This is a genomic window from Streptomyces sp. Z26, from assembly GCF_003665095.1.
GTDB classification, from domain to species: domain Bacteria; phylum Actinomycetota; class Actinomycetes; order Streptomycetales; family Streptomycetaceae; genus Streptomyces; species Streptomyces phytohabitans.
Genome location: NZ_RCHV01000002.1, coordinates 1949831 through 1974435, shown reverse-complemented (window position 1 = coordinate 1974435; position 24605 = coordinate 1949831). Strand labels below are relative to the sequence as shown.

19 protein-coding genes are annotated in these 24605 nt (G+C 74.2%); 11 read left to right on the top strand and 8 right to left on the bottom strand.

Going from position 1 to position 24605, the window contains the following annotated elements; genetic code table 11:
* Nucleotides 1–33 precede the first annotated feature (33 nt).
* On the top strand, nucleotides 34–1338 hold the full coding sequence (locus D7M15_RS08655) for a citrate synthase (protein ID WP_165906220.1): 1305 nt from the start codon (nucleotides 34–36) through the stop codon (nucleotides 1336–1338).
* Between the two features lie 367 nt (nucleotides 1339–1705).
* Here D7M15_RS08655 and D7M15_RS08650 read toward each other — a convergent pair whose 3' ends face one another.
* The 4 genes from D7M15_RS08650 to D7M15_RS08635 all read right to left on the bottom strand — a co-directional run bounded on the left by D7M15_RS08650 (nucleotide 1706) and on the right by D7M15_RS08635 (nucleotide 4518).
* Nucleotides 1706–1921, bottom strand: coding sequence for a heavy-metal-associated domain-containing protein (locus D7M15_RS08650; RefSeq protein ID WP_121516963.1), 216 nt, complete (start codon nucleotides 1919–1921; stop codon nucleotides 1706–1708).
* 77 nt (nucleotides 1922–1998) lie between these two features.
* The gene (locus D7M15_RS08645) at nucleotides 1999–2193 is read right to left on the bottom strand and encodes a MerR family transcriptional regulator (protein ID WP_121516962.1); all 195 of its coding nucleotides are present in this window, start codon (nucleotides 2191–2193) and stop codon (nucleotides 1999–2001) included.
* 252 nt (nucleotides 2194–2445) lie between these two features.
* Entirely contained in the window at nucleotides 2446–3486 is a 1041-nt protein-coding gene (locus tag D7M15_RS08640; RefSeq protein ID WP_121516961.1) for a Gfo/Idh/MocA family oxidoreductase, read from the bottom strand.
* Nucleotides 3487–3603: 117 nt separating this feature from the next.
* A complete protein-coding gene (locus D7M15_RS08635; protein WP_121516960.1) occupies nucleotides 3604–4518 on the bottom strand; it encodes a sugar phosphate isomerase/epimerase in 915 nt (304 codons plus the stop codon).
* A 317-nt stretch (nucleotides 4519–4835) separates the two neighbouring features.
* On the opposite strand from D7M15_RS08635, the gene iolC reads away from it, so the two are divergent.
* From iolC to D7M15_RS08605, 6 genes are all read left to right on the top strand, one after another.
* Nucleotides 4836–5819 carry a 5-dehydro-2-deoxygluconokinase gene (gene iolC / locus D7M15_RS08630; protein ID WP_121516959.1) on the top strand — a complete coding sequence of 328 codons (984 nt, stop codon included), beginning with the start codon at nucleotides 4836–4838 and terminating at the stop codon, nucleotides 5817–5819.
* A 202-nt stretch (nucleotides 5820–6021) separates the two neighbouring features.
* Nucleotides 6022–6909: a deoxyribose-phosphate aldolase gene (locus D7M15_RS08625; RefSeq protein ID WP_121516958.1), complete on the top strand. Its 888-nt coding sequence runs from the start codon at nucleotides 6022–6024 to the stop codon at nucleotides 6907–6909.
* Nucleotides 6910–6928: 19 nt separating this feature from the next.
* Complete coding sequence (gene iolB / locus D7M15_RS08620) at nucleotides 6929–7960, top strand: 5-deoxy-glucuronate isomerase (protein WP_121516957.1); 1032 nt, start codon at nucleotides 6929–6931, stop codon at nucleotides 7958–7960.
* Nucleotides 7957–9927, top strand: a complete 1971-nt coding sequence (gene iolD, locus D7M15_RS08615; protein ID WP_121516956.1) for a 3D-(3,5/4)-trihydroxycyclohexane-1,2-dione acylhydrolase (decyclizing) — start codon at nucleotides 7957–7959, stop codon at nucleotides 9925–9927. The genes iolB and iolD overlap by 4 nt, the downstream gene beginning before the upstream one ends.
* A 95-nt stretch (nucleotides 9928–10022) precedes the next feature.
* The gene (locus D7M15_RS08610; RefSeq protein WP_121520449.1) at nucleotides 10023–11519 is read left to right on the top strand and encodes a CoA-acylating methylmalonate-semialdehyde dehydrogenase; all 1497 of its coding nucleotides are present in this window, start codon (nucleotides 10023–10025) and stop codon (nucleotides 11517–11519) included.
* Nucleotides 11520–11618: 99 nt separating this feature from the next.
* Nucleotides 11619–14024 (top strand): FUSC family protein, encoded by a 2406-nt coding sequence (locus D7M15_RS08605; protein ID WP_121516955.1) that lies wholly within the window; start codon nucleotides 11619–11621, stop codon nucleotides 14022–14024.
* Between the two features lie 80 nt (nucleotides 14025–14104).
* Here the strand turns inward: D7M15_RS08605 and D7M15_RS08600 are convergent, their stop codons facing one another.
* From D7M15_RS08600 to D7M15_RS08590, 3 genes are read right to left on the bottom strand one after another with little or no spacing between them, the layout of a single operon-like run.
* Nucleotides 14105–16264: a xanthine dehydrogenase family protein molybdopterin-binding subunit gene (locus D7M15_RS08600; RefSeq protein ID WP_121516954.1), complete on the bottom strand. Its 2160-nt coding sequence runs from the start codon at nucleotides 16262–16264 to the stop codon at nucleotides 14105–14107.
* A complete protein-coding gene (locus D7M15_RS08595) occupies nucleotides 16261–17286 on the bottom strand; it encodes a xanthine dehydrogenase family protein subunit M (protein ID WP_121516953.1) in 1026 nt (341 codons plus the stop codon). Before D7M15_RS08595 ends, D7M15_RS08600 begins: the two co-directional genes overlap by 4 nt.
* Nucleotides 17283–17924 (bottom strand): 2Fe-2S iron-sulfur cluster-binding protein, encoded by a 642-nt coding sequence (locus D7M15_RS08590; protein ID WP_121516952.1) that lies wholly within the window; start codon nucleotides 17922–17924, stop codon nucleotides 17283–17285. The genes D7M15_RS08595 and D7M15_RS08590 overlap by 4 nt, the downstream gene beginning before the upstream one ends.
* Nucleotides 17925–18143: 219 nt before the next feature.
* Here D7M15_RS08590 and D7M15_RS08585 point away from each other — a divergent pair, with 219 nt between their 5' ends.
* On the top strand, nucleotides 18144–19484 hold the full coding sequence (locus D7M15_RS08585; RefSeq protein ID WP_121516951.1) for a DUF4185 domain-containing protein: 1341 nt from the start codon (nucleotides 18144–18146) through the stop codon (nucleotides 19482–19484).
* A gap of 48 nt (nucleotides 19485–19532) precedes the next feature.
* Nucleotides 19533–20828: a cation:proton antiporter gene (locus D7M15_RS08580; protein WP_121516950.1), complete on the top strand. Its 1296-nt coding sequence runs from the start codon at nucleotides 19533–19535 to the stop codon at nucleotides 20826–20828.
* Nucleotides 20829–20876: 48 nt separating this feature from the next.
* On the opposite strand, the gene nhaA is transcribed toward D7M15_RS08580, so the two are convergent.
* On the bottom strand, nucleotides 20877–22292 hold the full coding sequence (nhaA, locus tag D7M15_RS08575) for a Na+/H+ antiporter NhaA (protein WP_121520447.1): 1416 nt from the start codon (nucleotides 22290–22292) through the stop codon (nucleotides 20877–20879).
* Between the two features lie 255 nt (nucleotides 22293–22547).
* Between nhaA and D7M15_RS08570 the strand changes: the two genes are divergently transcribed.
* Both D7M15_RS08570 and D7M15_RS08565 read left to right on the top strand, forming a co-directional pair.
* Complete coding sequence (locus D7M15_RS08570) at nucleotides 22548–23675, top strand: helix-turn-helix domain-containing protein (RefSeq protein ID WP_121516949.1); 1128 nt, start codon at nucleotides 22548–22550, stop codon at nucleotides 23673–23675.
* A gap of 141 nt (nucleotides 23676–23816) precedes the next feature.
* Nucleotides 23817–24227, top strand: coding sequence for an SH3 domain-containing protein (locus tag D7M15_RS08565; protein ID WP_121516948.1), 411 nt, complete (start codon nucleotides 23817–23819; stop codon nucleotides 24225–24227).
* Nucleotides 24228–24605: the final 378 nt, after the last annotated feature.

Genomic DNA, 24605 nt, shown 5'->3' with positions numbered 1-24605 from the left:
GAAGACGAGGCACTACCTCCGGTGAGGGAAGACGTGAGCGAACACCCCCGCGAAAGTGACAACGTGGTTCTCCGGTTCGGGGACAGCGAGTACAGCTATCCGGTCGTGGAGAGCACGGTCGGAGACCGTGGCTTCGACATCGGCAAGCTGCGTGCCAATACCGGTCTGGTGACCCTGGACTCCGGCTACGGCAACACCGCCGCGTACCAGTCGGCCATCACGTATCTCGACGGCGAGCAGGGCATCCTGCGCTACCGCGGATACCCCATCGAGCAGCTCGCGGAGCGCGGTTCGTTCATCGAGACCGCCTACCTGCTGATCAACGGTGAACTGCCCACCGTCGACGAGCTGGCGAACTTCAAGAACGAGATCACGCAGCACACCCTGCTGCACGAGGACGTCAAGCGCTTCTACGACGGCTTCCCCCGTGACGCGCACCCGATGGCGATGCTGTCGTCCGTGGTGAGTGCCCTGTCGACGTTCTACCAGGACAGCCACAACCCGTTCGACGAGGAGCAGCGCCACCTCTCGACGATCCGGCTGCTGGCCAAGCTCCCCACGATCGCCGCGTACGCCTACAAGAAGTCCGTGGGCCACCCGGTGGCCTACCCCAGCAACGACCTGGGCTACGTGGAGAACTTCCTCCGCATGACCTTCTCCGTCCCGGCCGCGCAGTACGACCTGGACCCGGTCGTCGTCAGCGCCCTGGACAAGCTGCTCATCCTGCACGCGGACCACGAGCAGAACTGCTCGACGTCCACCGTGCGTCTCGTGGGCTCCTCGCAGGCGAACATGTTCGCGTCGATCTCCGCGGGCATCAACGCCCTCTGGGGCCCGCTGCACGGCGGCGCCAACCAGAGCGTGCTGGAGATGCTGGAGGCGATCCGCGCCGACGGCGGCGACGTGGACACCTTCATCCGCAAGGTGAAGAACAAGGAGGACGGTGTCAAGCTCATGGGCTTCGGGCACCGCGTCTACAAGAACTTCGACCCCCGGGCGAAGATCATCAAGGCGGCGGCGCACGACGTCCTCTCGGCGCTCGGCAAGAGCGACGAACTGCTGGAGATCGCGCTCCGGCTGGAGGAGCGCGCGCTCAGCGACGACTACTTCGTCGAGCGCAAGCTCTACCCGAACGTCGACTTCTACACCGGCCTGATCTACCGTGCCATGGGCTTCCCGACGACCATGTTCACGGTGCTGTTCGCCCTCGGGCGGCTCCCGGGCTGGATCGCCCAGTGGCACGAGATGATCAAGGAGCCGGGCTCCCGGATCGGCCGTCCGCGGCAGATCTACACCGGCATCGTCGAGCGGGACTACGTACCCGTCGAATCGCGCTGAACCACGCGCCGGCGGCGTACCACGTCGGCATATGCGCAGGCCCCGGTCCAAGTGGACCGGGGCCTTCCGTATGTGGCCCTACTGTGACTAATTGTGAGACGTAGGTCACAAAATTGGGGGGTAACCATTGAGGCGGGTCGTAGGTCTAACTGGTGACGTCGACACCCGGCGGAGTCGTCGTCACTCGCGGAACGCGCGCGACGGGTCCTTGAGCGGTCCCCGTCGACGTGGGTTCCGAATGAACGCCCGGCCAGGATCCCGTGGGGGGAATCCGCGACCGGGACAAGGGGAGCGCCCCGTTGGCAGGCCCGTGGGGGGACCTGTCGCGGGGCGCTCCTTTATTTCTTCCTTCCTCCTGCTCGGCGTCTCAGGCCCGGCCGACCAGCTCGTACCCGGCCTCGTCCACGGCCTCCCGCACGGCCTCGTCGTCCGGCTCGCCCGTGAAGGTGACCGTCACCAGACCCGAGTCGGCCGCGGCGTCCACCGCGGACACGCCCTCGACGCCGGTCAGTTCGGCGGTGACGGCCCGCTCGCAGTGGTCGCAGCTCATGCCGGTGACCTTGTACGTGGTGGCGTTGCTCATGGACTCGCTCCCTGGGTGGCGCGCTCTCGGGGAGGGGTGGCGGGTACGGTCACCCCATACCCCCCAAGGGTATCCCATCAGCTGTTCCCCCGATGGCGGGGGCGGCGCACGACCCAGTCGCGGATGGTGTCCGCGTACCAGAACGGCCTGCCACCCTCCACCTTGTCCGGTGGCGGCAGCAGGCCGTTCTTGCGGTAGGAGCGCACGGTGTCGGTCTGGACGCCGATGTGCGCGGCGATCTCGTTGTAGGTCCAGAGTCGTTGGTCGGTCATCAGGCGGAACCTCCCGGAGAGCGACTGGTGCTGCGTCACTCTCCGTCGGGCGGTCGGCTCGGCCGCGCGGCCGCTCGGCGCTGTGCGTCCGCTGTGACACGGAACCCGCGTATCCGTTACGGCCGTGACGCGCACGGGACGAGCCGTACGTGTGCGCGGATCACGGGCCCGCGCGGTGCACGTGCGGGTGACGCGCGGGCCCGGGGCCGGGTGTGGGCGGGCCAGGTGCGGAGGGGCCGGGCGTGGGCGGGATCAGGCGTAGAGGTCGGGGCGTTCGACCAGCTCGACCTCCGTGCGCCGTCCCGTGCGCTGCGCCTCGACGCCCGCCGCGCACACCGCCGCCGCCGCGTAGCCGTCCCAGGCGGTGGGGCCGGTCGTACGGTCCGCGCGCGCGGCGTCCACCCACTCCTGCACCTCCAGGTCGTACGCGTCCGCGAACCGCGCGATGAAGTCCTGCGGGATCTCACCACCCCAGCCCGCGCGGGAGTTGACCAGCAGGTCGTGCCCCTCGCCGATGCGCGCGGTGCCGCGTTCGCAGACCGCCTCGGCCTGCACCTGGTAGCCGAAGCCGGAGGTCGCGAACATCTCGACGGTGACGACCGCGCCGCCCGCCGTCTCGAACAGCACCACCTGCGGGTCCTCCAGCCCCTCCGGCGCCAGCGACGACGGGCGCGGCCGGACGACGGTGACGGCGGCGATCTCCTGCTCCAGCAGCCACCGCGTGCAGTCCATCTCGTGCACCACGGAGTCGTTGATCAGCATCGACGTCGTGAAGTAGTCGTGCACCCGTACGTTGCGGTGGCGGCAGTGCATCAGCAGCGGACGGCCCAGGGTGCCGCCCTCCAGCAGCCGCTTGAGCCTGCGGAACTCGCTGTCGAAGCGGCGCATGAAGCCCACCTGGATACGGCGGCGCCCCAGCTTCTGCTCGGCCTCCAGGACGCGCAGGGCGCTCTCCGCGTCCGGCGTCAGCGGCTTCTCGCACAGCACCGGCAGGTCGCGGGCGAGCGCCGCCAGCAGCTGTTCCTCGTGCGCGGGGCCGGGCGACGCGAGGAGTACGGCGTCCACCCCGGGTGCCGCCAGGGCCTCGTCCGCGTCGGCGTACGCGACGCAGCCGTCCACGGTGTCCGCGAGCCGCCGCGCGCGTTCCGGGTCCAGGTCCGCCACGGCGGCCACGTGCGCGCCGCTGATCAGCCGGTCGACGCGCCGGACGTGGTCCGCGCCCATCGCGCCGGTGCCGATGACGGCCACGCCGAGGCTGGGCCGCCGGGCGAACTGCCGGGCCTGCTGCGTCATGTGCGCTTCTCCTTCGGTGGTGCCTGGTGCCTGGTGCTTTTCGCGTGCTGCGGTGTACGTGGTGCCGTGTGGCCGTGGAGGTCGTGCGTCGTCACTCCATGGTGCGGGGTGCGCGCGTCAGGCGCCGCAGGAGCGCAGGAACGCGCGTGTGCGCCGGGCGATCGGCAGCGGCTGGTCCGGCGGGCACGGGTACATGTCCTGCTCGACGATCGCGAACAGGTCCACGCCGAGCCCCTGCGCCGCCGTCAGCACCGGCTCCATCTCCGGTACGCCCAGCGGCGGTTCGCACATCACGCCCTGCCGTACGGCCGGACCGAACGGGGTACCCTCCGCGATCACCGAGGCGAGCACCGCCGGGTCGACCTGCTTGAGGTGGAGGTAGCCGATCCGTTCCCCGTACGTCTCGATGAGGCGCACGCTGTCCCCGCCGCAGTACGCGTAGTGCCCGGTGTCCAGGCAGAGGTTGACCAGTGCGGGGTCGGTGGCGTCGAGGAAGCGCTCGACGTGCTGCTCGGTGTCGAGGTGGGTGTCGGCGTGCGGGTGGACGACCAGCTCCAGCCCGAAGTGCTCGCGTACGTCGCGGGCCAGCCGTTCGGTGCCACTGGTCAGCTGCCGCCACTGGTCGGTGGTCAGCTCGCTGGGCTCGATCAGCTCGGCGGTCCTGTCGTCGCGCCAGAAGGACGGGATGACGACGAGGTGCCGGGCGCCCGTCGCCCGGGTCAGCGCGGCGACCTGCGAGACGTGCGCCCAGGTCTCGTCCCAGACGGCCGGGCCGCGGTGCAGCGAGGTGAAGACGGTGCCCGCGGAGACGCGCAGGCCGCGCCTGCCCACCTCCTCGTTGAGCCGGTGGGGGTCGGTGGGGAGGTAGCCGTACGGGCCGAGTTCGATCCAGTCGTAACCGGACTCGGCGACCTCGTCCAGGAACCGGGACCACGGCACCTGCCGCGGGTCGTCGGGGAACCAGACGCCCCACGAGTCGGGGGCCGAGCCGATCCGCAGCCTGTCGAGCGCTGGGTTCGCGGGCAGGGGCATGGCGGGCACTCCTTACCTGTTTCCTCTCCGCCGTCCGCACCCGTGTCGCGCGCGGTACGCGGTGCGGCGGGGACGGCGGTGGTTGTCGCGGTCGGGGCGGGGGAGGGGTGGAGGAGCCGGGGTGCGGCACCGTCGACGATAGTGCCGCCGTACGGGATGGGTCCAGACGTCCTTATGTAAGGACATTGCGTTGACAGGGGTCCGTGCGGGGACTACACCTGGTGCGGGCGCGGCCCGCTGCCGCCGCCCGTACGCCCGCGCCCGCAGCACGGACCCGCCGCACAGCACCTCCGTCCAGCCTCCCGGGAGGACGCGCCATGACCGAGACCTTCGACGTCCTCACGATGGGCCGGATCGGGGTGGACCTCTACCCGCTGCAGACGGGTGTGGGGCTGGCCGACGTGGAGACGTTCGGCAAGTTCCTCGGGGGCTCCGCGACGAACGTGGCCGTGGCCGCCGCCCGGCTGGGGCGTGCCTCGGCGGTGATCACGCGCACCGGGCAGGACCCGTTCGGCGACTACTGCCACCGGGCGCTGCGGGAGTTCGGCGTGGACGACCGCTGGGTGACGGCGGTCCCGGACGAGCCGACGCCGGTGACGTTCTGCGAGATCTTCCCGCCGGACGACTTCCCGCTGTACTTCTACCGCCGCCCCAAGGCGCCCGACCTGGAGATCCATCCGCACGAACTGGACCTGGACGCCGTACGCGCCGCGCGCATCCTCTGGGTCACCGGCACCGGCCTGTGCGAGGAGCCCAGCCGCGAGGCGACCCTGACGGCGCTCGCCGCGCGCGGGGACGGCGGTACCGGTGGAGGAGGGGACGGCGGGGCCCGTACGGCCACCGTCTTCGACCTCGACTGGCGCCCCATGTTCTGGCGCGGCGGCCCGGCCGCCGCCCGCGACACGTACCGCGCCGCGCTCGCCCACGCCACCGTCGCCGTCGGCAACGTGGACGAGTGCGAGGTCGCCACCGGCGTACGCGACCCGCACGCCTGCGCGGAGGCGCTGCTCGCGGCGGGCGTCACCCTCGCCGTCGTCAAGCGGGGGCCGGAGGGGGTGCTCGCGGCGCACCGGGACGGTACGCGCGCCGAGGTGCCGCCGCACCCGGTCGAGGTGGTCAACGGGCTGGGCGCGGGCGACGCGTTCGGCGGCGCCCTGTGCCACGGGCTGCTCGCGGGCTGGGAGTTGGACCCCCTCGTGCGGTACGCCAACGCGGCGGGCGCGCTCGTCGCCGGGCGGCTCGCGTGCTCCGCGGCGATGCCCACCGCCGCCGAGGTCGACGCGCTGCTCGCCGGTACGTGAGCCCCGCCCATGAGCCCCCGCCCATGAGCCCCCGCCCGCGGGCCCCCGCCCGCGGGGCCCGCGCGTCCCCGTCCGCGCGTCCCCGTCCGCGAGCCCGCGAACGCCCGCCCGCGGGGCCCACCCGCGGGCGCCGGTGAGCGTCTTCCCGTGAGCGCCCGCGGACGGCGCGCCCCGCGCCCCGCCGAACCCTCCTGGAGTCACCGTGAGCATCAGCATTCCCGACCTGGTCGCGGTGCGCGCCCAGCACCCCGAGGCCGTCGCCGAGGCCGCCGCCCGCCGTTCGCGTCGCCCGTTCGTCGGGGAGAGCGGACGGTTGATGATCATCGCGGCGGACCACACCGCGCGCGGCGTACTCGCCGTGGGCGCCCGCCCGTTGGCCATGGCAGACCGGGCGGAGCTGCTCGAACGGCTCTGCCGCGCGCTGTCCCGGCCGGGTGTCGACGGGGTGCTCGGCACCGCCGACATCCTGGACGACCTGCTGCTGCTCGGCGCGCTGGAGGACAAGGTCGTCATCGGCTCGATGAACCGCGGCGGCCTCGCGGGCTCCGCCTTCGAACTCGACGACCGCTTCACCGGCCACCGCCCCCGCGACATCGAACGCCTCCGCTTCGACGCGGGCAAGCTCCTCCTGCGCATCGACTACGCGGACGAGGGCTCCCTCCGCACACTTCACGCCACCGCGCGCGCGGTGGACGACATGGCCGCGCGCCGACTGCCGGTGTTCGTCGAACCGTTCCTGTCCCGCCGGGTGGACGGGAGGCTGCGCAACGACCTCAGCGCGGAGGCCGTCACCACGTCCCTCACCATCGCGTCCGGACTGGCGGGCACGTCCGCGTACACCTGGCTGAAGGTGCCCGTCACCGCCGACCCCGGCGACATGGAACGGGTGATGGCGGCCACGACGCTGCCCTCCGTCCTGCTCGGCGGCGACGTCGGCGCGGACCCGGCCGACCAGGACGTGGCGTACGGGAACTGGCGGAGCGCCCTGCGGCTGCCCACGGTGCGGGGGCTGGTCGTGGGGCGTTCGCTGCTCTATCCGGTGGACGGGGACGTCGAGTTGGCCGTCGACACCGCTGTCGGGCTGCTCTGAACGCGGGAGGGTGAGGGACATGAGGCACCAGGACGACGAGGACCAGAAGGACCAGAAGGACGACAGGGGCCACCAGGCCCACCAGGACAGCCCGGGCGCACCCGGACGGCGGGCACCCCGTTTCCACCTCCCCGCCGGGGCGGCCGCGGAGGGCCCGTACGCGCTCGACGTCGGCCCCCGTACGGCCGGTTGGGGCTACTCCGCGCTGCGCGTGCTGGAGCTGCCGCCGGGTGGCGCGCACGAGTTCGCCACGGGGGACAGCGAGTGGATCGTGCTCCCCCTGCGCGGCGGCTGCACGGTGGTCGCGGCGGACGGCGGGGCAGGCGACGGGGCGGACGGTGGCTCCGACGCGGAGGTGACCTTCGAACTGCGCGGCAGGGAGAGCGTGTTCGCGGGAGTGAGCGACTTCGCGTACGTGCCGCGGGACGCGACCGTACGGGTGTCCAGCCGGGCGGGTGGCCGGTTCGCGTTGACGGGCGCGCGCTGTACGCGGCGGCTGCCCGCGCGGTACGGGCCCGCGGAGGGTGTCGCCGTGGAGCTGCGCGGCAGCGGCAACTGCTCGCGGCAGGTGAACAACTTCGCCGCGGCGGGCGCCTTCGAGGCGGACCGGCTGATCGCCGTCGAGGTGCTCACTCCGGGCGGCAACTGGTCGTCGTACCCGCCGCACAAGCACGACGAGCACCGGCCCGGCGAGGAGAGCGAACTGGAGGAGATCTACTACTTCGAGATCGCCCCGCACGGCGCCACCGAAGGTGTCGGCTACCAGCGGGTGACGCCCTCCGGCCCCGGTTCGCGTACGGACGTGCTCGCGGAGGTGCGTACGGGCGACACGGTGCTCATCCCGGACGGCTGGCACGGGCCGTCGATCGCGGCCCCCGGGCACGACATGTACTACCTCAACGTGATGGCGGGCCCCGGGGTGGCCCGTGAATGGCTGATCTGCGACCATCCAGATCATGCGTGGGTCCGAGGCACTTGGGGAGAAATGCCTGTGGATCAAAGGTTGCCGCTCTATCTCGCACCGACGGAAGAAGGGGAGGGCCCGTCATGAGCCCCACCGTCGATCCCGCCGCCGACCCGGCTGACCCCGCCGACCTCGCTGACCGCGGTGCCGCAGTCCGGCGGGAACCCGACACCCTCCGGCTCACCGTCGCCCAGGCGCTGGTGCGCTTCCTCGCCGCGCAGCACACCGAACGCGACGGCCGCCGCCAGCGCCTGATCACCGCCTGCTGGGGCATCTTCGGCCACGGCAACGTCGCCGGTGTCGGCCAGGCGCTCGTCGAGCAGCACCACGCCACCGACCTGCCCCCGCTCCCGTACCTCCAGGGGCGCAACGAACAGGCCATGGTGCACGCCGCCGTCGGCTACGCCCGCCAGTCCGGCCGTCTCCGCGCGCAGGCCGTCACCACCTCCATCGGCCCCGGCGCCACCAACCTCGTCACCGGCGCCGCCCTCGCCACCGTCAACCGGCTGCCCGTACTGCTGCTCCCCGGCGACACGTTCGCCACCCGCCCCGCCGACCCGGTGCTCCAGCAGCTCGAAGTGCCGTACGCGGGCGACCTGTCCGTCAACGACGCGCTCCGCCCCGTCTCCCGCTGGTTCGACCGCGTGCACCGCCCGGAGGCGCTGGTGCCCGCGCTGCTGGACGCCGTACGCGTCCTCACCGACCCCGTCGAGACGGGCGCCGTCACGCTCGCGCTGCCGCAGGACGTGCAGGCCGAGGCGTACGACTGGCCCGCGCACCTCTTCGCCCCCCGCGTCTGGACGGTGCGCCGCCCGCCGCCGGAGGGCGCGGCGCTCGCGGAGGCCGTACGCGCCGTACGGGCCGCCGCGCGCCCGCTGATCGTCGCGGGCGGCGGCGTGCACCACAGCGAGGCGGAGGACGCGCTGCGCGCGCTGGTCGACGCCACGGGCATCCCCGTCGCGTCCACGCAGGCGGGCAAGGGCGCGCTGCGCCACGACCACCCGGCGGACGTGGGCGGCGTCGGGCACACGGGTACGGCCGTCGCGGACGACCTGGCCCGTACGGCGGACCTGGTGATCGGCGTCGGCACCCGCTGGTCGGACTTCACCACCGCGTCCGGCACGCTCTTCGCCGCGCCGGACGTCCGCTTCGTCAACCTCAACGTCACCCCGTTCGACACGCACAAGCTCACCGCCCTGCCGCTCGTCGCGGACGCGCGCGCGGGCCTGGAGGCGCTGGCGGGCGCGCTGGGCGGGCACCGGGTGGACGCGGCGTACGAGGCGGAGTACCGCGCGGGCAGGGCGCGTTGGGAGCGGAGCGTCGAAGCGGCGTACGCGCACGGCGACAGCTCCGCGCGGCCCACGCAGACCCAGGTGCTGGGCGTGCTGGACACGGTGGTCGGTGACGACGACGTGGTGATCAACGCCGCCGGTTCGCTCCCCGGTGACCTGCACAAGCTGTGGCGGGCGCGGTCGCCGCGGCAGTACCACGTGGAGTACGGCTACTCCTGCATGGGCTACGAGATCCCCGCCGCCATCGGCGTCCGGCTCGCCGCCCCGGACCGGCCCGTGTGGGCCCTGGTGGGCGACGGCACGTACCTGATGATGCCGACGGAGATCGTGACCGCCGTGCAGGAGGGCGTCGCCCTCAAGGTCGTCCTCCTCCAGAACCACGGTTACGCCTCCATCGGCGGCCTCTCCGAGGAGACCGGCGCCGAACGCTTCGGCACCGCCTACCGCCACCGCGCGCGCGACGGCTCGTACACCGGCGACCCGCTGCCCGTGGACCTGGCCGCGAACGCCGCGTCCCTCGGCATGGACGTGCTCCGCGCGGACACCGTCGGGGAGTTGCGCGACGCGCTCCGTACGGCACGCGCCTCCGACCGCCCCACCTGTGTGTACGTGGAGACGGACACCTCGGGCGACGGGCCCGCGGCGCCGCCCGCCGCGGCCTGGTGGGACGTGCCCGTCGCGGAGGTCGCGACGCGGCCGGACGCGGTCCGCGCGCGCGGCGCGTACGAACGCCGGGCGGGGGACAGGCGGCGCCATCTGTAGGGGCACCCCCGGGTGCCGAACTCCCTCCGGTGGGAGGGGGACAGCGTGAGAAGCCTCGAAGCACAGCGTGACGGAACGTAGGAAAGGTGCCCCTGATGAAGACACTCGGCCACTGGATCGGCGGGAAGCCCGCCGACGGAGCCTCGGGCGAGTTCGGCCCCGTGTACGACCCGGCGACGGGCGAGCAGACCACCCGTGTCGCGCTCGCCTCCGTCGGGGAGGTCGACCGGGCGGTGGCCGCCGCGAAGGAGGCGTACCGGGAGTGGGGCACCGCCTCGCTGTCCCGGCGTACGTCGGTGCTGTACGCGTACCGGCAACTGCTCGACGCGCGCCGCGACGAGATCGCCGCGCTCATCACCGCCGAGCACGGCAAGGTGCACTCCGACGCGCTCGGTGAGGTCGCGCGCGGCATGGAGATCGTAGAACTCGCCTGCGGCATCACCGAGAAGCTCAAGGGCGAGCTGTCGACGGAGGTGTCCACGCGGGTGGACGTCGCGTCGATCCGGCAGCCGCTCGGGGTGGTCGCGGGCATCACCCCGTTCAACTTCCCCGCGATGGTGCCGATGTGGATGTTCCCGCTGGCGCTCGCCTGCGGCAACACCTTCGTGCTGAAGCCGAGCGAGAAGGACCCCTCCGCCGCGTACCGGCTCGCGGAACTGGCCGCCGAGGCGGGCGTCCCCGAAGGCGTGCTGAACGTCGTCAACGGCGACCGTACGGCCGTCGAACGGCTGCTGGAGCACCCGGACGTGGCCGCCGTGTCGTTCGTCGGCTCCACCCCGATCGCCCGGCACATCCAGGAGACCGCCGTCCGGCACGGGAAGCGCGTGCAGGCGCTCGGCGGCGCGAAGAACCACATGCTGGTCCTGCCGGACGCCGACCTGGACCACGCGGCGGACAACGCGATCAACGCCGCGTACGGGTCCGCCGGTGAGCGCTGCATGGCGGTCTCCGTGGTCGTCGCCATCGACTCCGTCGCGGACGACCTCGTCGCGCGCATCGCCGCGCGCGCGGAGCGGCTGCGGATCGGGCCGGGCACCGACCCGTCGTCCGAGATGGGGCCGCTCATCACCGGGGAGCACCGCGACAAGGTCGCGTCGTACGTGCGCGGCGCGGCGGCCCAGGGCGCGGAGGTCGTCGTCGACGGCACCGGGCTGTCGGTCGCGGGCCACGAGAACGGCTTCTTCCTCGGCGTCTCCCTGCTGGACCGGGTGCGCACCGACTCCGACGCGTACCGGGAGGAGATCTTCGGGCCGGTGCTGTGCGTCGTGCGCGCGGAGACGTACGACGAGGCGATCGCGCTCATCAACAGCTCCCCGTGGGGCAACGGGACCGCCATCTTCACGCGGGACGGCGGCGCCGCCCGCCGCTTCCAGCTGGAGGTGGAGGCGGGCATGGTCGGCGTCAACGTGCCGATCCCGGTGCCCATCGGGCACCACTCGTTCGGTGGGTGGAAGGACTCCCTCTTCGGTGACCTGCACATCTACGGCAACGACGGGATCGCCTTCTACACCCGCGGCAAGGTCATCACCACGCGCTGGCCGGACCCGGCGGACAGCGGGGGCATCAACCTGGGCTTCCCGCGCCACGACTGACCGCACCCGCGCGCGCGGTACGCACGGGGGCGGCGCGGGCGCGGCCCGTTCCCGCGCCGCCCGTGGGCGTGCCGCCGCCGACACGTCCGGAGGGGCGGCATGAGCTGGGGCCGTGCGCTGCGCGAGACCGCGCGCGCGGGGATGCGGGTGGAGCGCACCGCGCTCACCCCGCTCATCGCCGTACGCGGGGCGTGCGGGGTCGCCCTCGTGGTGGGGCTGGCGCTGTGGCTGGGGTCGCCGACGCTCGCCGTGTCGTCGGCGTTCGGGGCGTTCGCGTCGGGCATCGCCACGTTCCTGCACAGCTGGCGGCCCCGGCCGGTGCGGGCGCTGGCCGCCGCGGGCGGGCTCGCCGTCTCGACGTTCCTCGCGTACCTGTGCGTGCCGTGGGACGTCGCGTTCCTCGTGCTGCTCGCGGTGTGGACGTTCGGCGCGGGCCTGGCCTGGGCCGTCGGGCCGACGTCGGGGGCGGTTGCCGCGCTGACCGTGGCGGTGATGCTCGTCGCGGTCACCCTGCCCGACACGGTGCGGGGCGCGCTGACGCACGCCGCGCTGATCGCGGTCGGCGGGCTGGTGCAGGCGGCGTTGATCGTGCTGTTCCCCGTACGGCCGTGGGGTGCGCGCCGGGACGCGCTCGCGGACGCGCTGGCGGCCGTCGCGGACTACGCGCGGCGCCTGCGGCACGACCCGACCGCGCCGTTCGACCCGGAGGCGCTGATGGAGGCGCGCACGGCGGCGGCGGTCACGCCGCGCGAGGCGCGCCGCCGCCCGCGCCAGCTCGGCGGCTACCGCGCGCTGGCCGAACGCTTCCGGCCGCTGCTCGGCTCGCTCGCCGACCCGTTCATCGGCGGCGTGCCCGCTGAGGGGCCCGAACGGGAGCGGGTACGCGCCCTGCTGGCCGCGTCCGCGACCGTGCTCGACGCGTCGGCGCGCGCGATCCGGCGCGGTGAGCCCGTACGCATCCCGGAGGCCGCGCTGACCGTCCTCCAGGTGCCCGACTCGGGGCCGGTGCTCAGCGGCGCGGCGCGGAAGTCGGCGCTGCGGCTGATCGCGCTGACCGACGAGGCGGTGGAGGCCGCGCGGGAGCCCGTCGAAGTGACGCGCACCCTCCCGGTGTTCGGGTCGCGCACCGTGTGGATCCACGCGGACGAGCCGCCCGGCGACGACCCGGCGGACGGCGGCTCCGGCGCTCCCCGCGCGCGGAGGCGCTCCGGGGACCGGCGGCCGTACCAGGCGCCGCCCGACGAGACGGCGGCGGAGGACGGGACGGACGACGGGGGTTCCGGCGGTACGGGCCGCGCGGCCGGTACGGGCCGGGGCGGCGTCCGCCGGTTGCTGCCCGGCCGGTTCGGGCGCCGGGCGACGCGCGGTACGCCGTCGCCGCGCCATCTGCACCGCCCCACCGTCCCCGGCCTGGTGCCCGTCGCCACGCGCGCGCTCCGTCGCGAACTCCACTGGTCCTCGCCGGTGCTGCGGCACGCGCTGCGGCTGGCGGCGGTGGTCGTCGTCGGGCAGCTCGTGGGCGAGCTGGTGCTGCCCGACGGGCACGGCTACTGGATTCCGCTCACCGCCGTGATGGTGCTCCGGCCCGACTTCTCGCAGACCTTCGAACGCGGCGTCTCCCGTTTCACGGGCACCCTCGGCGGCGTGGTGCTCGCGGGCGCGGTGGTGGCGCTGGCGGACCCGGGGCCGTACCCGAGCGCGGTGCTCGCGGTCGTCTCCCTCGGGCTGATGTACCTCCTGCTGTCCACCAACTACGCGCTGGTGTCCGCCTGCACCGCCGGTTACGTGGTGTTCCTGCTCGGCGTCGCCGGGTCCGAGTGGGGCCAGACCCTCCAGGAACGGGTGCTGCTGACCGCGGCGGGCGGGCTGCTCGCGATGCTCGGCTACGCCCTCTTCCCCGCCTGGGAGACGCCGCGGCTGCGCGACCGGCTCGCCGACTGGCTGACGGCCAACGGCCGGTACGCGGTCGCCGTCCTCGACGCCGCCGAGCGGCCCGGCGCCCGTACGGCCCGCGAGGTGCGCGACGCGCTGCTCGACGCGCGCGCCGCCCGCCGGGAGTGGGGGCGTACGGCGGAACGCGCGGGCGCCGAGCCCGTACGGCACCGCGGGCTCGACCGTCGCGCCGCCCGCGACGCGCAGCTGTCCCTGGTCACCATGGGGCGCGTCCTGATGCTGCTGGAGGCGCATCTGCCGGAGCACGCGAGCGGCCCGACCGGCACTGCGGCGACGGACCCCGACCCCCGGACCCCGGCGAAGGGCACCGCGCGCGTGGACGCGGGGCGCGGCGGCGCGGCGTACGCGCTCGCCCTGGCCACCGCGATGGAGCCCAACTCCCGTGCCGTACGGGACGGGGAGCCGCTGGACTGGACACCCGTACGGTCGGCGCTGGACGCCTGGCGCACGGAGTGCGGCACGGCGGACCCGGTCGCGCTGCGGGTGGCGGAACTCCTCACGGACGCGCTGGAGGAGTTCGGTTCGGCGGTCGCCCCCCGCGCGGGGCGCTGAGACGGATTCCGGGACGTACGGGCGTCCGGCGCAGCCCGTGCGCCCCGCCCGTACGTCCCACCCGTGCGCGCCGCCCGCCGTCAGCCCAGCAGCTTGTCCGGCGTCACCGGCAGCTCCCGTACGCGGATTCCGGTGGCGTCGTGGACGGCGTTCACCACGGCCGCCGCCGCCCCGACGATGCCGATCTCCCCGATGCCGCGCGCGCCCATCGCGTTGACGTGCGGGTCCACCTCGTCCAGCCACACGGCCTCGACGTCGCAGACGTCGGCGTGCGCGGCGACGTGGTAGCCCGTCAGGTCGTGGTTGACGGTGTGGCCCGTGCGGTGGTCCAGGACGCCCTCCTCGTGCAGCGCCATGGACAGCCCCATCGTCATCCCGCCGACGAACTGGGAGCGCGCCGTACGCGGGTTGACGACGCGTCCCACGGAGAACACCCCGAGCATCCGCGGCACCCGTACCTCCCCGGTGTCCACGTCCACCCGCACCTCCGCGAACTGCGCGCCGAAGGAGTGCCGCGCGTACCGCTCGGCGTCCGGGTCCTCCGGCGTCCCCGCCGACGCCCGCGTGCCGGGCGCCGGATCGTGGCCGTGCTCCGCCCGGAACGCGTCGGCGGCGGCCACCACCGCCGAACCCCACGACGCGGTGCCCGACGAGCCGCCCGCCACGGTCGCCGACGGCAGCTCCGTGTCACCCAGCTCCACCGTCACCGCGTCCACCGGCTGCCGCAGCGCGTCGGCGGCGATCTGCGTGAGGGCCGTACGGCTGCCGGTGCCCAGGTCGGCGGCGCCGATCCGGACGGTCCAGCGGCCCCCGCCGTCGTACCGCACGAGGGCCTCCGAGCCGGGGAACGCGTAGTACGGGTACGTGGACGCCGCGACGCCCGTGCCCACCCACTCGCCGTCCTCGACCCGCGACCCGGGCGCGGCGCCGCCGCCCGGCCGGCCGAACCGGCGGGCGCCCTCCCGCAGGCACTCCGCCAGGTGGCGGCCCGACCAGGGCTTCCCGGACTCCGGGTCGACGGGCGGGTCGTTCCGCAGCCGCAGCTCGACGGGGTCGAGGCCGACGGCGGCGGCGAGTTCGTCCATGGCGGCCTCCAGGGCGAACAGCCCGGGGGCCTCGCCGGGCGCCCGCATCCAGGACGGCACGGGCACGTCGAGGGCGGCCAGCCGGTGGCGCGTACGGCGGTGGGGCGCCGCGTACATCAGCCGGGTGCCGACCGCCGTCTGCTCCGCGAACTCCTTGACGGTCGAGGTGTGTTCCACCACCTCGTGCGCGATCGCGGTCAGCCGCCCGTCGGCGTCCGCGCCGAGCCGCAGCCGCTGGATGGTGGGGGTGCGGTGTCCGGCGAGCGGGAACGTCTGCTGCCGCGTCAGCGCCAGCTTGACGGCACGTCCCGGCACGGCGCGGGCGCACAGGACGGCGAGCACGTCGTGCGCGTGGGGCATGCCCTTGGAGCCGAAACCGCCGCCCACGTGCGGCGCGACGACGCGCACCTGCTCCGGGCGGAGCCCGAAGAGGGGCGCGAGGGTGGTGCGCACGGTGTGGGCGCCCTGCGTGGAGGCGTACAGCGTGAGGCGTACGCCCTCGGTCCCCTTCGCCCCTTCCGCGTCCGTTCCTTCCGCGTCCGCCCCGTCCGTGCGTGGCTCCCACACGGCGACCGCCGTGTGCGGCTCCATGGGCGCGTTGTGCTCCATCGGCGTGCGGTACGTGCGGTCGACCGTCACCGCTGCCGCCGCCAGCGCCGCGTCCACGTCGCCCTCGTCGGTGTCCGTGGCGAACGTCGGGTTGACCTGCTCCGGCGCGTACAACGACGGGCTGTCCGCCCGCAGTTCCGTGTCGTGCGGCTCCTCGTCGTACTCCACCCGTACGAGCGACGCCGCGTGCCGCGCGGTCTCCGGCGTCCCGGCGACCACCACGGCCACGCACTGCCCACGGAACGCCACCGCGTCGGACTGGAGCACCGCCAGCTCGCCGTCCCGCGCCCCGTCCAGGTCCGGGAGCGGGCCCGCGTTCCGGTGCGTGAGCACCGCGACGACGCCCTCGGCCGCCGCGGCGTCGTCCGTGCGCACGGCCCGTACGCGCCCGCGCGCGACGGTGGCGAGCACGGGGTGCGCGTGGAGCGGGTGCGCGTCGTCCGGGCGCTGCTCGTACGCGTACGGCGCTGTGCCCGTCACCTTGGCGTGCCCGTCGAGCCGCGGCAGCGGCGTGCCGACCGCGCGGTCCGTCGTCGTGCCGGTCATCGGCCGCCCTCCCGTCCGTCGTGGCGGGTGCCGCCGTCCGCGGCCCCGGCGAGGTCGCGCAGGACGGCGACCAGGGTGCGGCGGGCCAGCGGCACCTTGAACGCGTTGCCCTCCAACGGCCGCGCCGCCGCCAGCTCCGCGTCCGCCGCGCGCGCGAAACCGGCCTCCGTCGGGGCCGTTCCGCGCAGCGCGGCCTCGGCCCGCTCCGCGCGCCACGGCTTGTGCGCGACCCCGCCCAGCGCGATCCGCACGTCCCGTACGGTGCCGTCCGCCACGTCGAGGGCGGCGGCCACGGACACCAGCGCGAACGCGTACGACCTGCGGTCCCGCACCTTGCGGTACGTCGAGTGCCGCGCGGACGCCCGGTCGGGCAGCTCCACGGCGGTGACCAGCTCGCCGTGCTCCACGACGGTGTCGCGGTGCGGGGTGTCGCCGGGCAGCCGGTGCAGCGCGGCGAGCGGCAGGGTCCGTTCGCCGTCCGGGCCGAGCAGCACGACGGAGGCGTCGAGCGCGAGGAGCGCCACCGCCATGTCGGAGGGGTGCGTGGCGACGCAGTGCGCGGAGGCGCCGAGGATCGCGGCGTCGCGCGTGTGGCCGCCGAGGGCGGAGCAACCGGAGCCCGGCACGCGCTTGTTGCAGGGGGTGCTCGTGTCCTGGAAGTACGGGCAGCGGGTGCGCTGGAAGAGGTTGCCGCCGGTGGTCGCCATGTTCCGCAGCTGCCCGGAGGCGCCCGCGAGGAGCGCGCGGGACAGCGCCGGGTACCGGTGCCGTACGAGGGGGTGCGCCGCCAGGTCGCTGTTGCGGACGGTGGCACCGATCCGCAGCGCGCCCGTGGGGGTCTCCTCGATCCGGTCGAGCGGCAGCCCGGACACGTCGACCAGCAGGTCGGGGCCGGTCACGCCGAGCTTCAGATGGTCGACGAGGTTGGTGCCCCCGGCGAGGAAGGCGGCGCCGGGGCGCCCGCCGACGGCGGCGACCGCGTCGGCGGGGTCGGCGGGGCGCACGTAGTCGAAGGGGATCACGGGATCGCCTCCCCCCGCGCGGGCGCGGCCTGTTCGCGTACGGCGGCCTGCTCCCGTACGGCGGCGAGGATGTTGACGTACGCGCCGCAGCGGCAGAGGTTGCCGCTCATCCGCTCGCGGATCTCGGTGTCGTCGAGGACGGCGGGGCCCGTACGGGTCAGGTCGTCCGTGACGTGACTGGGATGGCCCGCCGCCGCCTCCGCGAGCATCCCGACGGCGGAGCACACCTGGCCGGGGGTGCAGTAGCCGCACTGGAGGCCGTCGTGGTCGAGGAACGCGCGCTGCACGGGGTGGAGTCCGTCGTCCGAGGGGCCCTGCCGCTCGCCGTCGCCGTCCCCGTTCCGGCTGTTCCCGTTCAGGCCGCCGCCGCTGTTGCCGTCGCCGCCGTCGGGGAGCGCGCCGAGGCCGCGTGCGGTGACCACCTCCGCGCCGTCGTGCGCCACGGCGAGCGCGAGGCAGCCCAGCACCCGCCTGCCGCCCACCAGCACCGTGCAGGCGCCGCACTGCCCGTGGTCGCAGCCCTTCTTCGGGGACATCACGCCGAGCCGGTCGCGCAGCGCGTCGAGCAGGGTGGTGCGGGTGTCGACGGTCGGTGACCGTTCCTCGCCGTCGACGCGCAGGGTGATCCGGGCGTCCATCGTCGCCTCCCAGTGGGTGCGTGCGGCGCTCCGTACGCCGTAGCGCGCTGGGTACCACGCATCCGCCGGTCCAGACGACATCCGCCGTACGGACTCCGAACGCCCTCCCTCCGCGTACTTTCCGCGTCCGCGCGCGCGGACGCGGAAAGTACGCGGGCGGAGGCCGATCGTCCTCCCGCACGGTGGCCCCACGACGGCGGCCACGTATGCTCCGGCCTGATGGTGCGGCGGCGGTCGGGAACGGTGGTCGGCGCGGGGGCCGCGGGGCTGCTGGCGCTCGCGCTGCTCGCCTGGTTCCTCACGGACCCCGGGCACGACGACGGCGGCACGCCGTCCTGCGGCGGCCTCCGGGCCACTGGCTGGCGCCCGGACGACACCATGACGCGCGAGTTCGCCCGCTACGGCGACGACGACTCCCGTACGGACGACTGGACCGGCGGCGACGGCACCCGTTCCGTACGGCTGCCCGACGGACGCACCCTCTGGCTGTCCGCCGACACCTTCCTGGACCGCGTCCACCCCGGCGGGCAGCGCGTGCCGCACCCCTCCTGGGTGCGGAACTCGGCGCTGGTGATGTCGCCCGGCGGACGCCTCACCCGCACCCTGACCGGGCCGCCCGCCGCCGACGGACGCCCGTCCGCGCTGTTCCCCGGGACGACCGGCGGCAACGGCGGCGAACTGTGGCGCTGGCCGGTGCAGGCGGTGGTGGAGCCGCGTGCGCCGGGGTCGTCGGAGCGCGTCGTACGGGTGCTGCTGTGGCAGCGGGGGTCGGGTACGGCGCCGTGGGTGTTCGGGGTGCCGCTGGCCACCGAGGTGGCGACCCTGTCGCTGCCCGACCTGCGGCTGGAGGGTGTCGCACCGGTGCACCGGCCCGCTGCGGACACCGCGCCGGAACGGCGCGTCCTCTACGGCACCTCGGCCGTACGGCACGGGGGGTGGACGTACGCGTACGGCGCCGACGAGCGCGGCGTGCGCGACGGCGGCCCGTCCCGCGCGTACGTCGCCCGGGTCCCGCACGGGGCGCTCGCGGACGGCTCCGCCTGGCGCTACTGGAACGGCTCCCGCTGGGTGCCGGACGCGGCCGACGCGGCGCCGCTCGACTTCGACGGCGGCACGGGCGGGGTGCCGGGGAGCGGCACCGGCGGCGTACCCGGGGACGGCGGGCGGGACGGCGCCGGGGACGGCGAGCGCGCGGGCAGCGCCACCAACACGTACACCGTCGTGCGCCGTGGCGGCACCTGGCTGCTGCTCACCGTGGACGCGGGCGGCCCGGACGGGAAGCCGTCGCGGAACGTGGTGTCGTTCTGGTCGTGCGCGCCGCACGGCCCCTGGCACGGCCCGGACACGGTCGGCGAGCCCCCGCTGCCGCCCGGCGCGGCGGAGGCGGGCGCGTCGGCGTACAACCCGCAGGGGCACGCCGAGTTCGGCGGGGACGGCGGGCTGCTGCTCGGCTACGACGTGAACGTGGTGAGCGACCCGGGCGCGATCCACCGGGACGTGGAGCTGTACCGGCCGCGCTTCCTGCGGCTCACCCTCGGGCCGACCGGAAGCGGACGCTAGGGTGATCGGAGGGATTTCACGATCACTTGGTGTGGGGGCGGCAGAACCGTGGTGCTGGTCATGGTGTTCGGGGTGGCGCTGCTGGTCGCCGTGCTGCTGTCGGGGCTCGCGGCGAGGTCGGTCCTCTCGACGTCCCTGCTGTTCCTCGCGGGCGGCGCGCTCGTCAGCGACGGTTTCCTGGGCCTCGTCCACGTCACTCCAGAGAGCGACCTGGTGCGGCTCACCGCGGACCTCGCCCTGTTCGCGGTGTTGTTCACGGACGGCACGCACGTGTCCTTCCCGGAGCTGCGGAGGCGCTGGAGGAACCCCGCCCGCGCACTCGCCCTGGGCATGCCGCTCGCCTTCCTCGGGATCGCGGTTCTCGCGCACTTCCTGGCCGGGCTGGACTGGACGACGTCCTTCCTGGTCGGTGCGGTGCTTTCCCCCACCGACCCGGTGTTCGCCTCCGCCATCGTCGGCCGTGAGGAGGTCCCGGGACGGCTCCGCCAGCTGCTCAACATCGAGAGCGGCGTGAACGACGGCCTCGCGCTGCCCTTCGTGCTCGTCCTCATCGCCGCGGCCGGACCCACGGCCCACGCCGAGGACGCGTCGTTCGGCACCATCGCCACCGAGCTGGTCCTCGGCCTCGCCTTCGGAGTGCTGCTGCCGCTGGCGGTCAGTCTGCTGACGCGGTTCCGGCTGCTGGGGGCGGAGCCCAGACTCCAGCCGCTGCTGCCGCTCGCCATCGGTGTGTCCCTGTACGCGCTGTGCCACCTCACGCACGCCAACCCGTACCTGGCGGCGTTCAGCGCGGGTGCGGTGCTCGCGGCGGTCTCGCCCGAGGCGGGTTCCGCGTTCGGGCCGCTCGGGGACTCACTCGCCGAACTCGCCAAGTTCGCGGCGCTCCTGGTGTTCGGCGCGCTGCTGACCCCCGAACTGTTCGGCGACCTCTCGCTCGGCGGTTACGTCGTCGCGGTCCTGACGATCGTCCTGATCCGTCCCACCTCGCTGATCCTCTCCCTCGTGGGCACGGAGTTCGACCGCCGGGAGAAGTTCACCGCCGGCTGGTTCGGGCCCAAGGGGTTCGCGTCGGTGGTGTACGGACTGCTCGTGCTCCAGGCGGGCATCCCGCAGGGGGCGGAGGCCTTCACCCTGATCGCGGTGACCATCGCGTTCTCGATCGTCGCGCACAGCAGCACCGACGTGCCGATCGCCCGGATGTTCGACGTCGAGGAACTCGTCGGCATCCCGGACGACGGGGTCGGGCCGCGGCGCCCGGTCGGGCCGGGCGCCGCCAAGGAGCACCCGGGCACCGGGGCGGGGGCCGCGACGGACGGCGGCGCCGACGACGCCGGGCGGGGCTGACGCGGGGCCCGCGGGCGGCGAGCGCCGCGTACGGTCCCCGCGCCCGGATCACCCACCGCCGGGGCGTGTGCCGTCCGGACCCGACTCCGCCTCGCCCTCCGCGCGCGCGGCGCGCTCCCGCTCCCGCGCCTCCGCGCGGCGGCGGGCCTCGGCGGGGCGCGTCACGGGGTCCTCGTCCTGGTCGATGTCGGCGATCCCGTCCAGGTCCTCGTCCCGGGTCTCGTCCTCCCACAGCTTCCGGTACTTCTTGTCCCGCATGCGCAGCAGCACACCGGCGCACAGCGCGGACAGCAGGGACCCCACGAGCACCGCCGCTTTCACCCGTTCCATGGTCTCCGCGTCCGTGAAGGCCAGCTCGGAGACGAGCAGCGACACCGTGAAGCCGATGCCCGCCAGCATCGACACCCCGGCCACGTCCGGCCAGGACAGGTCCGGGTTGAGCCGCGCCCTGGTGAAGCGCGCCGCGAGGTACGTACCGCCGAAGACGCCCAGGATCTTCCCGGCGAACAGCCCGAGGACGACGCCCAGTCCCTCCGGCTGCCGTACGGTCTCGGCCAGCGCCGAGCCGGACACCCCGACCCCGGCCGCGAACAGGGCGAACAGGGGGACCACGAACCCGGCGGACAGCGGCCGGACGAGGTGCTCGATGTGCTCGGCCGGTGACACCTCCTCGTCGGGCGCCCCGTCCGCGCCCTTCCGCAGGCGCACCCGCAGCAGCATGCCCATGGCGACGCCCGCGATGGTGGCGTGCACGCCGCTGTTGTACATCAGCGCCCAGATGACCAGCCCCAGCGGCACGTACACGTACCAGCCGCGTACCGGCGTCCGGTGGTGCAGTACCCAGAACAGCGCGAGGCCCGCGAGCGCGCCGCCGAGCGCGAGCCAGTCGAGGCCGGAGGTGTAGAAGACGGCGATGACGACGATCGCGCCCAGGTCGTCCACGATGGCGAGCGTCAGCAGGAACGCGCGGATGCCCGACGGCAGGTTCGTGCCGATCACCGCGAGCACGCCGAGCGCGAACGCGATGTCCGTGGCCATCGGCACCGCCCAGCCGTCCAGGTCGCCGCCGCCGACGACGTTGACCGCCACGTACACGAGGGCGGGCACCGCCATCCCGCAGAACGCGGCGACCACCGGCAGGGCGGCGGCGGCGGGCCTGCGGAGTTCGCCGGTGAGCAGTTCGCGCTTCAGCTCGATGCCCGCGACGAAGAAGAACACCGTCAGCGCGCCGTCCGACGCCCAGTGCGCCACCGACAGGTCGAGGCCGAGGGCGGGGACGCCGAAGTGGAAGTCGCTCACCGACTCGTACGCGTCGCTCAGCGGCGTGTTCGCCAGGAGGAGCGCCACGACGGCGGCGGCGAGCAGGACGATCCCGCCCACGGTCTCGGTGCGCAGGGCGTCGGCGAGGCGGCGGCGTTCGGCGGGGGAGGGGAGCCCGAAGAGGGGCGTACGGGAATCGGGCAGGGGCGTACGGGGACCGGGATCGGACGGCACAGGGCACTCCTGTCGGGTGTGCGGGCAGGACGGTGTCGTTGCCGACCAGACTTCCCGGCGCCCCTATGGATCTTCCTGTGGTCGTCACACCGTACCTGCCACGGGCTGATCCGCCACCGGTGGCGTGCTCCGTTCCGGATGACCCGGCCCGGCCCGCTCGCTTACCCTGAGCCACGCGTTCAGAGCCGTCCGGCGCGGGGACGGCGGGGGCACTCCGGGGGACGGATGACGGCACGGGCAGGTACGGCGGGGCAGGGCGGGATTCCCAGCGACTTCCTCGGGGACTACGCGCGGTTGCTGACGGAGGTGTCGGAGACCGGGCGCCTGCCGCGCCGCGACGAACTCGACGCCCTGCGCGCCCTCGGTGAGCGGTCCGCCGCGAGCGGGCACGGGCTGCGGGAGCTGTTCGGGCTGTACGTGCGCGAGACCCGTCGGCTGTGGGGCACCCTGCCGGGCATCGCGCGTACCGCGGACGCGGGGGAGCGCGCCCGTACCGGTGACGCCCTGCTCGCCGCGCTCGACGCCGCCGTGTCCGCCCTCGGTGACGGCCACGAGCGCGCGCAGCGGGTGGCGATGCGGCAGGAGGAGGGCGAGCGGCGGGAGTTCATCGACGACCTGCTGTACGGCCGCAGCGACCTCGGCCGCCTCGCCGAACGCGCGCAGCGCTTCGGCCTCCAGCTCGCCGACGCGCACGCGGTGGCCGTGGCCGCGGGGCCGGAGAAGTACGACGACGTGCATCCGGTCGTCGGCCTCGTCCAGCGCGAACTCCTCGGCCGCTTCGGTGAGGTGGACGTGCTGATCTCCACCAAGGAGGGCCGTCTGGTGTGCATCGCGGCGAGCAGCGAGAGCCGCGTGCTGGAGGTCTTCGCGTCGCTCGTGGAACGCCCCGGCCCCGGCTACCCGGACGCCGAACGGGTCGCGGTCGGGCGGGCGCACAGCGGCGCGGGCGGTGTCGTACGCAGCTACGACGAGGCCCTGGGCGCGCTGGACCTCGCGGACCGGCTCGGGCTGGAGGCGACCCGGCTGTACGCCGCCGAACTGCTGGTGTTCCCCGTCCTGATGCGCGACCGGGCGGCGATGGCCGACCTCGTGCGCACCGTCCTGGAGCCGCTGACCGCCGCGCGCGGGGGTGCGGCGCCGCTGCTGGACACGTTGTCGGAGTGCGCGGCGGCGGGGTACGTCAACGCGGAGGCGGCCCGGCGGCTGGGCGTGAGCGTGCGGACGCTGTCGTACCGGCTGGAACGCATCCGGCTGCTCACCGGGTACGACCCCGGCGACGCGCTGCACCGTTACACGCTGGAGACGGCGGCGATGGGGGCACGGCTCCTGGGGTGGCCGGCGAGCGCGCTCTGACGCGGAGCGGGTGCGGTGGTGGGTGAAGCGCCCAAGAAAAAACGGACATAGTGGAACCAAAGCCTCAAATACCTACGTCCTTCGTGGTGTAGATCCGCACCCCGGACGGTCGAGCCGGGATCGACGAAGGAGTTGAGCGCGATGAGCACCCAGACCGCACGCACCCGCCGGACCCGCTACGCCGCCGTGACCCTCGCCCTCGGCGTCGCCGCGGGGGGCGCCTCCCTCGGCCTCGCGGCCGGATCGGCGCAGGCGGCCGCGCCGGCCAAGCCGTACGGGACGGTGGACACCATCAGCGGCAAGGACCTGAACGTCCGTCAGTACCCGAGCACGGACTCGACGATCAAGGGCGCGCTGAAGGACAAGAGCCAGTTCGGGATCGACTGCAAGGTCGACGCCCAGAAGGTCGGGACCACCGCCACCTGGTACAAGATGCGCGGCGAGGAGAAGTGGGTGACCGGCAACTGGTCCAAGGCCACCGGCACGGTGAAGACCTGTGACGACTTCTTCCCCGCCAAGAAGCAGCAGTTGTCCCCGAACGCGGTGGGCTGACGCGGGCCGACGCCCGTGCTCCCCTCGTCCGCCTCCGGCAGTGGTCACTCACCTGCCGGAGGCGGACTCCGTCCGCACCGTCCGTGCCGTCCCTCCGCTGTTTTTTCCGCCTCCGCGCGCGCGGGTGTTCGGCCGGTCGTACAGGGCGTTGTCGTGGGCTTTCCGGTGAAACGATCACTCTGCGGAACCCCCCGGAGATAAAAGAGAGTTAAAGACTGCCGGACCCTGGCAATGCGGCACCCGTACGTCCCGTGCCACGATGTCCGCACATCGCACCCGGAACGGAGCCGGGCGGCGTACGGCCCACCGTGTCCGCCGTCCCCGTGCCGACCGGTGCGGCGTCCGGCTCCGAGCCGGTGAGAGCGTCGTCCCACCAGC